Below are 11,531 nucleotides of genomic sequence, written 5' to 3'. Positions count from 1 at the left end.
TCTTGTGAGCACCAAGACAAAGCCCCTTTTTATCGAAGGCAGTTCTCTCCTGCCAAAACCTTTCCTGGACTGGTTTCAGGCCAAGGGATGGGCGCCCCGCGCGCATCAGCTGGAATTGCTCGAGCAAGCGCAACAGGGCTGTTCGGCCTTGCTCATCGCACCGACAGGTGCTGGCAAGACACTGGCGGGTTTTTTACCGGCGCTTGTCGATCTGGCCACACGCGGCAAGAGCAACAATGCCAGCCGCGGCGTTCACACGCTCTATATCTCGCCGCTCAAGGCGCTGGCCGTTGACATCGAACGCAATCTTGCCAGACCCATCGAGGAAATCGGGCTCGACATCACCATTGAAACTCGCACCGGAGATACACCCGCACACAAGCGGCAACGCCAGAAGCTTATTCCCCCCGATATTCTCCTGACCACGCCGGAGCAGCTCGCCCTTTTGATCGCCAACAGGGATGCCGGACGGTTCTTTTCGGATTTGCGTTATGTCATCTTCGATGAGTTGCATTCGCTGGTGACATCCAAACGCGGGCACCTCCTGTCGCTGGGACTGGCGCGGTTGCGCAAGTTGCAGCCCGGCGTGCAGACCATCGGGCTTTCCGCAACCGTTGCCGATCCGGATGCCCTGCGGCGCTGGTTGCTGCCGCAATTGGAAGGCAGGCCCATGGCCAGCCTTGTGAAGGTCGAAGGCGGTGCCAAACCGCATATCACCATTCTCGAAACATCCGACCGTATTCCCTGGGCCGGTCATTCAGCCGTTTATGCCCTGCCGGGCATTTACGAGGCGATCAAACGCCACCAGACCACGCTCATTTTCGTCAATACCCGCAGTCAGGCGGAGCGCCTGTTCCACGATCTGTGGATGGCCAATGATGACAATCTGCCGATTGCGCTGCATCACGGCTCGCTGGATGTCAGCAAGCGGCGCAAGGTCGAGCAGGCGATGGCCAGCAATGCCCTGCGCGCGGTCGTTGCCACATCGACGCTTGATCTAGGCATCGACTGGGGCGATGTCGATCTTGTCATCCATGTGGGTGCGCCGAAGGGGGCGAGCCGGCTGGCGCAGCGCATCGGCCGTTCCAACCACCGCATGGACGAGCCTTCGCGCGCCATCCTGGTTCCGGCCAACCGGTTCGAGGTGATGGAATGCCAAGCGGCGCTCGATGCCAATTATCTCGGTGCCCAGGATACGCCGCCGCTCGGCGAGGGTTCGCTGGATGTGCTGGCCCAGCACGTTCTCGGCATGGCCTGCGCTGAACCGTTTCATGCGGATGCGCTTCTCGAGGAGATTAAGACGGCGCTGCCCTATGCGGGCTTGCCGCGTGAAACGTTTCACCGGATCGTCGATTTCGTCGCCACCGGCGGTTATGCCCTGAAAAGCTATGAACGCTTCGCCAAAATCCGTCAGACCGCCGATGGTTCCTGGCGCGTGACGCATCCGCGCATTGCCCAGCAATACCGGCTGAATGTCGGCACTATTATCGAGGCGCCCAGCCTCAATGTGCGGCTCACCCGCCAGCGCGGCAAGGGGGGCAATGCGCGCGGCGGCCCGGTGCTCGGCAAGGTGGAAGAGTCGTTTCTCGAAGCCCTGTCGCCGGGCGATACGTTCTTCTTCTCCGGGCGCGTGCTGCGTTTTGAAGGCATTCGCGAGAACGAATGCCTTGTTTCCAATGCGGAAGGGTTCGACGCCAAAATCCCCGCCTATGCCGGCGGAAAATTCCCGCTGACCACCTATCTCGCCGATCAGGTGCGCTCCATGCTGGCCGATCCGGATCGCTGGGGTGCGCTGCCCGATCAGGTCAGCGACTGGCTGAGAATCCAGAAGGAGAAATCGGTGCTGCCTGATCCCGGCAGCCTGCTGGTCGAAACCTTCCCGCGCGGTGAACGCTATTACATGGTGATCTATCCCTTTGAAGGGCGGCTGGCGCATCAGACCCTTGGCATGCTGCTGACGCGGCGGCTGGAGCGGGCCAAGGCGCGGCCCCTCGGCTTTGTCGCCACGGATTACGCGCTGTCGATCTGGGGCCTGCGCGATATGGGCCGTATGTTCCGGAAGGATGAACTGCCGCTTTCCGAATTTTTCGACGAGGATATGCTGGGCGATGATCTCGAAGCATGGCTGTCGGAAAGCTGGATGCTGAAGCGCACGTTCCGCAATTGCGCGCTGATCTCCGGCCTTGTCGAGAAGCGGCATCCGGGGCAGGAAAAAACCGGACGGCAGGTGACCGTCTCCACAGACCTCATCTATGACGTCCTGCGCACGCATGAACCCGACCACATTCTCATCCAGGCCACGCGGGCCGATGCCGCCACCGGGCTTCTCGACATTCGCCGCCTTGCCGATATGCTGGCACGAATCAAGGGTCACATCATCCACAAGGAGCTCGACCGGATATCGCCGCTCGCCGTTCCCGTGATGATGGAAATCGGCAAGGAGCGTGTTCCGGGCGAAGCCCACGAAACGCTGCTTGAAGAGATTGCCGACGAACTGACCCGCGAGATGATGGAACGGACATGAATCTGGCGGTTCACACGACACGGACAATGCTGCACGGCGCGGTCGAGACCGATATTGCCGGCCATGCAGCCATATGTGACCCGTCCGGTGCGCTTTATCTGGAGGCCGATCGCATCCTGATCGTCTCGGACCTGCATTTCGAAAAGGGCTCGTCCTTCGCCCGGCGCGGCATGATGCTGCCGCCCTATGATACCGCCTCCACATTGAAGGCACTGGCGGCAAGCATTGCCCGCTATCAACCCGCCTGTGTCATCAGCCTTGGCGACAGTTTTCACGATGGCGATGCCGCCGCGCGCCTGCCCGCCATCTATGCCGAGCAACTGGCGACATTGATGCATGGCCGCGACTGGATCTGGATCACGGGCAATCACGATCCGGAGCGTCCGGCTGATCTTCCCGGCGAGACCTATACGGAACTGGCTTTCGGGGCGCTGGTGTTGCGCCACGAACCTTCAAAAACCGCATCGCGGGGTGAAATCGCCGGGCATCTGCATCCGGCCGCCAAGGTGGTAAGGCGCGGCCAGTCGGTACAGCGGCGCTGCTTCGTCACCGACCACACCCGCATGATCATGCCGGCGTTCGGTGCCTATACCGGCGGGCTCAATATTCTTGGCCGGGCCTTTCATGGCCTGTTCGACAGCAATAGCCTTAAGGCCTATATGCTCGGCCATGCCAGGGTTTACCCCATGCTGCGCAAGACGCTGTATCCTTGAAATGGCTCTAGCGCTTTCTGGCGCGTTCATAGACTTCGCCGCGTTCCCGTTTCCCGACGGCAACAACGAGCACGGTGATGGTTTCGTCATCTACACGATAAACCAGCCGGTATCCCGCTTGTCGAAGCTTGATCTTGTAATGATCGGGCATGACATGCAGGGCGGCGCTGGCTATACGAGGAAGCTCCAGGCGTTCTCTCAGCTTCTTGACCAGTTGCTGGCGTATGGTTGCTCCCAACCTATCCCATTCCTTGCGCGCAGAGGGGAGAAATTCGAGCTTAAAGGTCATCGATATCGACCGGAACGCCCTTCTCATCCGAACGGGATTTGATGATCTCGGCCAGATGGATATCGTCCAGCCGATCAAGCATGGCTTCGTAAACATCAGCCGGGACCATATAGGCCATGACGCGATTATGATTGAGGACGGCGACGGCTTCGCCCTGTGCCTCATTCATGATGGCGGTTGGACTTTTTTTCAGGTCCGATACCGTCACCGCCACAGAGGCTTCGACACGCTGCATGGCAAACTCCATTGTGTATGAAATATGGTACTCATATTGATATAATATTCAACCCTATTTATCAATCTCAAAATGAGGATTGCAGCACTGGTATCAAATCGGCAGCCTGCCATCCTCCTTCAATGTGTCCAGCACGATGGCGGTCTTGACGTTCTGTACGGACTCATGCGGCAGCAGCACGTCGTTGACGAAGGCCGAGAGCGCCCGCAAATCTGGTGTGACCACCTTGATGAAATAATCCATCTCTCCCGTCAGTGCATGGGCTTCCATGACTTCCGGCAACTTTGAAATGAGGTCGGAAAAGCGGCGGGCGTTGTCCCTGTTATGGGTGGCAAGTGTGACAGAGATGATGTTGACGATGCCAAGACCCAGTTTTTCGCGATCGATTTCCGCCCTGTAGCCGCGAATGAATCCCTCCTCCTCCAGCCGGGAGCGGCGGCGCGAGCATTGCGAGGCGGACAGGTTGATCCGCTCGGAAAGCTCGTTGTTCGTGAGTCGTCCATCCTCCTGCAAAGAAGACAATATTTTGCGGTCAAACGCGTCAAGTTGCTCCACTCATGCTCTCCTTGATGGTTATATGCACGAAATGTGCGCATTATGCCTCCGCGGAGCGCTGAAATGCAAACACTTTGCATGCCATTTGCGCGATAATGCGGATAATTTAGAGGAGGATGCCATGGGCCCATTTCCGCACGACGCACCGGTCGCTACGATCAGCAAGGAAAATCCAGCCGGGACGGATGGTTTCGAGTTTGTCGAGTTCTCGCATCCGGAGCCGGAAAAGCTGGAAGAGCTCTTCACCCGCATGGGCTACAAGCCCGTTGCCCGGCATCGCACCAAGAACATAACGTTGTGGCGTCAGGGCGACATCAATTACATCCTCAATGCCGAACCCAATTCCCATGCGGCGAAATTCGTCGGTGAGCATGGCCCGTGTGCGCCATCCATGGCCTGGCGCGTGGTCGATGCCAAGCATGCCTTCGATCATGCGGTTGCCAAGGGTGCGACACCCTATACCGGCGATGACAAGACCATCGATGTTCCCGCCATTGTCGGTATCGGCGGTTCGATGCTCTATTTCATCGAAAAATATGGCGAGAAAGGCTCGGTCTATGAGGACGAGTTCGAGTGGCTGGGCGAACGCGACCCGAAGCCGGAAGGTGTCGGTTTCTATTATCTCGATCACCTGACCCATAACGTCTATCGCGGCAATATGGACAAGTGGTGGGCGTTCTACCGGGAGCTGTTTGGCTTCAAGCAGATTCACTTCTTCGACATCGCCGGCAAGCTGACGGGCCTCGTTTCCCGCGCCATCACCTCCCCCTGCGGCAAGATCCGCATTCCGTTGAATGAATCGACGGACGACAAGAGCCAGATCGAGGAATATCTGCGCAAGTACAAGGGCGAAGGCATCCAGCACATCGCTGTCGGTACGGAAGCCATTTATGACGCGACGGACAAGCTCGACGCCAATGGCCTCAAGTTCATGCCGGGCCCGCCGGAGACCTATTACGACATGTCGCATGAGCGCGTGCATGGCCACGATGAACCGATCGACCGGATGAAGAAGCATGGCATTCTCATCGACGGCGAAGGCGTGATCGATGGCGGCATGACAAAAATCCTGCTGCAGATTTTCTCCAAGACCGTGATCGGCCCGATCTTCTTCGAATTCATCCAGCGCAAGGGCGATGAAGGCTTTGGCGAGGGCAATTTCCGCGCTCTGTTCGAGTCGATCGAAGAAGACCAGATCCGCCGTGGCGTGATCAAGGTGGCTGCTGCGGAATAAGGTACAACGGAGCGGGCTATAAATCGGGTTGGTTGTGCATTATATTGAGTGCATGATGACTGCAGTTTTTGTAGCCCCTATTATTCCCGCTGATTTCCCCGAGCTGAAACTGCTCGCGTGGAACAGGTATGCTGCGCGTCCAATTCCAGCGGAAGAAGCGTTTGAGCTCTACGAGCGCAATTGGCGCTTTGTCGATGCCGAGCACCTGACCACCCGTGAAGCCAAACTCATTCGGGAGCTGACGCGGGTTTTCGGTAATGGTGTATTGCTGATTTCCTGACTTTTCCATCCATAGTGGTTCCTGCATAGTGTAGGATGGAAAAACGTGATCGGAAAGTCATGCAGGAATCCAAGAGGCAGGAACATCGCGTCATCGTTGAAGCGCTTGGGCTGATGGATCATGCGTTTCTGTCTGCCAATCATTGCTGGTTTGGTGGTGATACGGCAATCGTTCTCAAGCTTGGCGAATACCGGCAATCCCTGGACGTTGATTTTCTCTGCTCCGATGCGGATGGATACCGTGAACTGCGTTCAGCGGCAGTGGAGAAGGGAATTCGTGCGTTTTTCCCGGAACCGGTTGAATCCCTGCGCACCTTCAAGATTGATCAATATGGTTTGCGGACTGCTTTGCTGTTGCATGGCCAGACCATAAAATTTGAGATTATCCGCGAAGCGCGCATCGATGTGCAGGGGCATATCGATGAGCAGCTCGGTGTTCCCGCTCTTGTTGTCGCGGACATGTTCGCTGAAAAGCTTTTGGCGAACGCGGATCGCTGCCACGACCGGTCGATTGCATACCGTGATGCGATTGATTTTGGAATGTTGGTCAGAGGCTATGGTTCCATTCCTGATGCAGCAGTCCAAAAGACCACAAAGGCCTATGGTCAGGACATCGAACGCAAACTTGGATGGGTTGTAAACCGGCTCCAGGATGACAATGAACTTCGCCATGCCGCTGATGTTCTGAACATGAGCATAGAGGATGCTTTTGAGGGGATCGCCGCTCTGAAAATCGACGTCGCTCGCATCTGGCCGGAAGGCCGTGTAGAAGCCGAATAGGCGTTGTCTCTAACGCTTGCCGATCAGCGCGGCGACCTTGCTGCGGATTTCGGCAAGTTCTGCTGCCGACACGCTGCCCTTGTGCATTGCGCGCCGAACTCGCCAGTCGAGACTCTTGACCTGATCGGCTAGGACTACGCCTGGTCGATCACCTGCGATCAGCACTTCGAACGGATACCCCTTGATCTGCGTGGTCATGGGGCAGCACAGCATGAGGCCGGTCTTGCCATTATAACTGGCAGGGCTGAGCACGACGGCGGGACGATGTCCGGCCTGTTCATGACCAGCCTGGGGATTGAAATGCAGCCACACGATGTCACCGGCATCGGGTACGTAGGTCGGCATCAAAAGGATTCCTTGCCGACGGCAGTGCCAAAGTCGGCCTCGGAATGCATGTTCTCGGATGTGACGCCCTCGATCAGCTGATCCAGGTCATATTCGGCCTGACGGACCGGCTCGATGATGATCAGGCCATCTTCTTCACGCACATCAACCACCGTGTCGAGTTGCAGCCGCGCCGCAACCATGACAGCGGCCGGGATGCGCACCGAAGCACTGTTCCCCCATTTCTTCACGGTCACACGCATAGTCAACTCCTTGTATCATCATTGTCGATACAATGACGAGTTCCACTTGATGTGTCAACAATGTCTATACGTCAGGTTTGGCTTTATCGGGATGTGCTGCCACGAAGGCCTTGAGTTTTTCGCAACGACTGGAGATGGCATTGACCCGTTTCAACCCTGAGATATCAGCGCCCCAGCGGCGGGCATTGTAGACCTGCGGCACAAGACAGAAATCGGCCATGCCCGGCTTGTCGCCATGGCAGAACTTGCCGGTATCCGGATTGTCGAGGAGCCGTTCGAAGGCTTCCAGTCCTTGCGCGATGAACTTCTGCATCCAGGCGCCGCGCGCGGCATCGCCGCCCCCGGTGATATCCATGACATGCGCGGTCACACCCATATTGCAGACCGGGTGAATATCCATGGCAATGGCATAGGACAGCGCCCGCACGCGTTGCCTGCCCGCTGGATCGGGGGGCAGAAACGCTGCATCTGGGTAAATCTCATCGAGATATTCGATGATGGCCAGAGACTGTGTCATCATCCTGCCGTCCATGGCCAGCGTCGGAACGAGGCCTTGCGGGTTGCGGCTCAGATTGTCCGGTTGTTTGTGCTCGCCCTTCAGCAGATTAACCGGAACGGTTTCATAGTTCAGCTTGAGGCTTTGCAGGGCAATCCGCACCCGGTAGCTTGCCGACGAGCGCCAATAATCAAAGAGGACGAGCCCGTTCATCACTCGGCGTCCGTTTGATAGCGTGTCACCTGCTGCTCGATGGCGCCGAAAACGGAATGGCCGGCATTGTCTTTCATTTCAATGCGCACCGTGTCGCCAAACTGCATGAATGCCGTCTTCGGGGCGCCGTGATTGATCGTCTCGATCATGCGGATTTCCGCGATGCAGGAATAACCCGCCCCGCCCTCCGCGACGGGTTTGCCCGGTCCGCCATCCAGCTTGTTGGAAACGGTGCCGGAACCGATGATCGTACCCGCCGACAGCGGGCGGGTTTTGGCCGCGTGGGCAATCAGAACCGGGAAATCGAAGGTCATATCGAGGCCTGCATTGGCCCGGCCGAACGGCTTGCCATTGTAGTCGACACTGAGCGGCAGATGCACCTTGCCGCCGTCCCACGCCTCGCCCAATTCATCCGGCGTGACCGCAACCGGCGAGAAAGCCGAAGACGGTTTCGACTGGAAGAAACCGAAACCCTTGGCGAGTTCCGCCGGGATCAGCCCGCGCAGGCTGACATCGTTGACCAGCATGATGAGACGGATCGCATTGCGCGCCTGATCGGGCGTCGCACCCATAGGCACATCGTCGACGGCGACGGCCACTTCGCCTTCCATGTCGATGCCATAGGCTTCGTCGGCCATGACGATCGGCGCGCGGGGGCTGAGAAAACTGTCGGAGCCCCCCTGATAGATCAGCGGATCGGTCCAGAAGCTCTCGGGCATCTCCGCCCCGCGGGCCTTGCGTACCAGCTCGACATGGTTGACGTAGGCCGATCCATCCGCCCATTGAAAGGCGCGTGGCAATGGTGACAGCGCCTCATGTTCGTGAAAGCGCTCGGAAGGGACAGCCCCATGGTCGAGACTTTCTGCCAGCGCTTCCAGATGCGGCGCAATGCGCCCCCAGTTGTCGAGTGCGGATTGCAGGGTGGGTGTGAGAAACGACGCATCGGTGAAACGGGTCAAGTCCCTGGATACGATGACGAGCCTGCCGTCCCGCGTTCCATTGTTCAAAGATGCAAGTTTCATTCGGACCAATCTCCTTCGGGTGTGCCGTTGAACCGCTTCTTCAGGTCCGTCCAGCAATCGGCATAATTGTCCTGCAGCGAGTCCAGTTCCGCCGCAAACCGCGTGAGATGCTGCGGGAAACGGGTTTCGAACATGAAGGCCAGGGTATTTTCCAGCTTGTGCGGCTTCAGTTCCACGGTCGATGCCTTGTTGAAGCCCATTGTATCCGGCCCGTGCGGCAGCATCATGTTGTGCAGGCTCATGCCTCCGGGAACGAAACCCTCCTCCTTGGCGTCGTACTGACCATAAACCAATCCCATGAATTCCGACATGATGTTGCGATGGTACCATGGCGGGCGGAAGCTGTGTTCGGCAACCAGCCAGCGCGGCGGGAAAATGACGAAATCCACATTGGCGGTGCCTTCCTCGCCGGATGGCGCGGTCAGTACCGTGAAGATCGATGGATCGGGATGGTCGAAGAGGATGGCGCCCACCGGCGAAAAGGTGCGCAGGTCGTACTTATACGGCGCGTAATTGCCATGCCATGCCACCACGTCGAGCGGGGAATGGCCGAGATCCGTCCGATAGAACTTGCCGCACCATTTCACATGCAGGCGGCACGGGGTTTCCTTGTCCTCATAGGCGGCAACCGGCGTCTTGAAATCGCGCGGGTTGGCGAGGCAATTGGCGCCGATCGGTCCGCGATCCGGCAGCGCGAATTTCGCACCGTAGTTTTCGCAGATATAGCCGCGGGCTTCGCCGTCAAGGGCAGCAACCTTGAACACCATGCCGCGCGGGATGATGCAGATTTCCGAGGGCTCGATCTCGATGATGCCCATCTCGGTGAATACCCGCAGGCGGCCCTTTTCCGGTACCAGCAGCATTTCGCCATCGGCATTGAAGAAGTAGTCATCCTCCATGTCGCGGTTGAACGCATAGACATGGGCGGCCATGCCGGTCTGGCCGTGCACGTCGCCTGCCGTGGTCATGGTGCGGATGCCGTCGATGAAATTCACCGGCTCCTGCGGCATGGGTGTCGGGTTCCAGCGCAGCTGGCCGATGGGCAGCTCGTGATCGTCGAGATTGGGTGCGGTCTTCCAGTCCTTGCGCGACGCGGGCGTGAAACGTCCCGAATGTTTGACCGACGGTCGAATGCGGTACAGCCAGGAGCGTTCATTGATGCCGCGCGGCGCGGTGAAGGGCGAGCCGGACAGCTGTTCCGCGTAGAGACCATAGGCACAGCGCTGCGGCGAGTTCTGCCCCTGCGGCAGCGCGCCGGGGAGCGATTCGGTTTCAAAGTCATTGCCGAAGCCCGGCATGTAGTGAAGGGTCATGATCAATCCTCCCGATCTATTTAGTTGCATTTGTGACGATCTTTTTTGTAACTATCAACGGCAAAGGAGATCAAATGACCGGGAAACAGAATGAGGCGGCGATGCCGCCGCTGGTGCTGGAGGATTTTATTCCCTACCGGCTGAACAAGGCGGCAGAGGCGATCAGCCAGCGCTTTGCCAGCCAGTACCGCGATGAATATGGCCTGACGCGGCCGGAATGGCGCACGCTGGCGACACTCGGCCAGTTCGGGGCGCTGTCGGCAACGGCCATTGGTGCACATTCATCCATGCACAAGACCAAGGTCAGCCGGGCGGTGTTTTCACTGGAGCAGCGCCATTGGCTCAAGCGCAAGCGCGATGACGCCGACCGTCGCACGGAACATCTGGAACTGACGCAGGCGGGACGCAAGGCGTATCAGCATCTGGCGACGATGGCGCACGACTATGAGACCGAGCTGTTTGCTAGGCTCGGCGAACGCGGTGCCAAAGAACTGAAGGCGGGATTGGCGGCGCTGGAAGCCTACTACCGGCAGGGCCGGTAGCAGCAGGTTGCAGGCCGGTCAGAACGGCATGTCGACCCGCGGCCAGATTTCGCGGGACAATTTCCGGTAGTCGGTCTTCTTCGGGTTCGACGGATAGGGCGCGCCCGCATCGATATAGATGATCTCGGCTGCGACCGGCTCGAAACCCGCATGGAAATGGTTGGTCGACTTGACCAGCAGGATGTCCTTGGCAGCGGGTTCGATGCCAAGATTGGAAAAAATGTCCGGCTCGAATGTCTGGGTGCGATTGGTATTGAGGATGACCTCGATATCCGTGCCTTCGAGACGAATGACGGCGGCCGGTCCAAGGGTGACCCGGCTTTTGCCAAAACTCTGCCAGCCTTCCTGCACGGCCTTCACGACTTCCACCCGGGCATCCAGCGGTGCACCGCCATCCGGCCCCGCCTTGCCGCCGAAGCGCAGCTGAATCCGTGCGCCCTCGCCCGCAGCGAGACAGAACGTGACGGCAATCGGATCCCAGATCGTTGCCACCGCCACGTTATCGATGCCGCGCTCGATAATGCGGCGCAGGATCAGCGTGCCATCACCGGCAACACCGCCGCCCGGATTGTCCCAGACATCGGCGACAACCACCGGCTTTCCGCTCTTCTGCGCAGCCAGAGCCACAGCTTTATCGAGCCCGGCTTCCGTATCGAGCATCGGCATGGCGGTGCGGCCGCGCATGCCGAAAATTTCCATGCCGAGGGATTCGGCCAATGCCTCGCCACGCGGGGCATCATTATCGGTGA

The 11,531-nt window shown here is 58.6% G+C and carries 15 protein-coding genes; 6 read left to right on the top strand and 9 right to left on the bottom strand.

The annotated features are described in order from the left end of the window. Nucleotides 1-4: 4 nt before the first annotated feature. Together RDL77_RS19875 and pdeM are read left to right on the top strand one after the other, a co-directional pair. The gene (locus RDL77_RS19875; RefSeq protein ID WP_288194430.1) at nt 5-2,524 is read left to right on the top strand and encodes a ligase-associated DNA damage response DEXH box helicase; all 2,520 of its coding nucleotides are present in this window, start codon (nt 5-7) and stop codon (nt 2,522-2,524) included. Between the two features lie 26 nt (nt 2,525-2,550). Continuing rightward, a complete protein-coding gene (gene pdeM / locus RDL77_RS19870; RefSeq protein ID WP_288194443.1) occupies nt 2,551-3,237 on the top strand; it encodes a ligase-associated DNA damage response endonuclease PdeM in 687 nt (228 codons plus the stop codon). 7 nt (nt 3,238-3,244) lie between these two features. Here pdeM and RDL77_RS19865 read toward each other — a convergent pair whose 3' ends face one another. The 3 genes from RDL77_RS19865 to RDL77_RS19855 form a co-directional block, all read right to left on the bottom strand. Next, nucleotides 3,245-3,526 carry a type II toxin-antitoxin system RelE/ParE family toxin gene (locus tag RDL77_RS19865; RefSeq protein WP_288194429.1) on the bottom strand — a complete coding sequence of 94 codons (282 nt, stop codon included), beginning with the start codon at nt 3,524-3,526 and terminating at the stop codon, nt 3,245-3,247. Continuing rightward, nucleotides 3,516-3,761, bottom strand: coding sequence for a type II toxin-antitoxin system Phd/YefM family antitoxin (locus RDL77_RS19860; RefSeq protein WP_223614618.1), 246 nt, complete (start codon nt 3,759-3,761; stop codon nt 3,516-3,518). The genes RDL77_RS19865 and RDL77_RS19860 overlap by 11 nt, the downstream gene beginning before the upstream one ends. Before the next feature lie 93 nt (nt 3,762-3,854). Continuing rightward, entirely contained in the window at nt 3,855-4,316 is a 462-nt protein-coding gene (locus RDL77_RS19855; protein WP_105733708.1) for an Lrp/AsnC family transcriptional regulator, read from the bottom strand. A gap of 121 nt (nt 4,317-4,437) precedes the next feature. On the opposite strand from RDL77_RS19855, the gene hppD reads away from it, so the two are divergent. Genes hppD through RDL77_RS19840 form a run of 3 tightly spaced genes read left to right on the top strand, consistent with a single transcriptional unit; the run spans nt 4,438 to nt 6,609 of the window. Continuing rightward, complete coding sequence (gene hppD / locus RDL77_RS19850) at nt 4,438-5,550, top strand: 4-hydroxyphenylpyruvate dioxygenase (RefSeq protein WP_223614619.1); 1,113 nt, start codon at nt 4,438-4,440, stop codon at nt 5,548-5,550. Between the two features lie 55 nt (nt 5,551-5,605). Beyond that, entirely contained in the window at nt 5,606-5,830 is a 225-nt protein-coding gene (locus tag RDL77_RS19845) for a hypothetical protein (protein ID WP_288194428.1), read from the top strand. A 35-nt stretch (nt 5,831-5,865) separates the two neighbouring features. Further along, a complete protein-coding gene (locus RDL77_RS19840) occupies nt 5,866-6,609 on the top strand; it encodes a nucleotidyl transferase AbiEii/AbiGii toxin family protein (RefSeq protein WP_288194427.1) in 744 nt (247 codons plus the stop codon). A gap of 9 nt (nt 6,610-6,618) precedes the next feature. Here RDL77_RS19840 and mazF read toward each other — a convergent pair whose 3' ends face one another. The 5 genes from mazF to hmgA form a co-directional block, all read right to left on the bottom strand. Continuing rightward, nucleotides 6,619-6,954, bottom strand: a complete 336-nt coding sequence (gene mazF, locus RDL77_RS19835; RefSeq protein ID WP_288194426.1) for an endoribonuclease MazF — start codon at nt 6,952-6,954, stop codon at nt 6,619-6,621. Further along, nucleotides 6,954-7,196, bottom strand: a complete 243-nt coding sequence (locus RDL77_RS19830) for an AbrB/MazE/SpoVT family DNA-binding domain-containing protein (RefSeq protein ID WP_223614623.1) — start codon at nt 7,194-7,196, stop codon at nt 6,954-6,956. The genes mazF and RDL77_RS19830 overlap by 1 nt, the downstream gene beginning before the upstream one ends. Nucleotides 7,197-7,260: 64 nt before the next feature. Further along, nucleotides 7,261-7,905, bottom strand: a complete 645-nt coding sequence (gene maiA / locus RDL77_RS19825) for a maleylacetoacetate isomerase (protein WP_288194425.1) — start codon at nt 7,903-7,905, stop codon at nt 7,261-7,263. Continuing rightward, nucleotides 7,905-8,927, bottom strand: coding sequence for a fumarylacetoacetate hydrolase family protein (locus tag RDL77_RS19820; RefSeq protein ID WP_288194424.1), 1,023 nt, complete (start codon nt 8,925-8,927; stop codon nt 7,905-7,907). The genes maiA and RDL77_RS19820 overlap by 1 nt, the downstream gene beginning before the upstream one ends. Further along, nucleotides 8,924-10,240 (bottom strand): homogentisate 1,2-dioxygenase, encoded by a 1,317-nt coding sequence (gene hmgA / locus RDL77_RS19815; RefSeq protein ID WP_223614626.1) that lies wholly within the window; start codon nt 10,238-10,240, stop codon nt 8,924-8,926. The genes RDL77_RS19820 and hmgA overlap by 4 nt, the downstream gene beginning before the upstream one ends. Before the next feature lie 74 nt (nt 10,241-10,314). Between hmgA and RDL77_RS19810 the strand changes: the two genes are divergently transcribed. Further along, nucleotides 10,315-10,782 carry a MarR family winged helix-turn-helix transcriptional regulator gene (locus tag RDL77_RS19810; RefSeq protein ID WP_223614627.1) on the top strand — a complete coding sequence of 156 codons (468 nt, stop codon included), beginning with the start codon at nt 10,315-10,317 and terminating at the stop codon, nt 10,780-10,782. Between the two features lie 18 nt (nt 10,783-10,800). On the opposite strand, the gene RDL77_RS19805 is transcribed toward RDL77_RS19810, so the two are convergent. Then, a partial coding sequence (locus RDL77_RS19805) for an MlrC C-terminal domain-containing protein (protein WP_288194422.1) occupies nt 10,801-11,531 on the bottom strand: 731 nt, incomplete at its 5' end.

The sequence above is a fragment of the uncultured Phyllobacterium sp. genome (assembly GCF_902479695.1).
Classification (GTDB): Bacteria; Pseudomonadota; Alphaproteobacteria; order Rhizobiales; family Rhizobiaceae; genus Phyllobacterium; species Phyllobacterium calauticae.
This window is presented reverse-complemented; position numbering and strand designations above follow the sequence as displayed.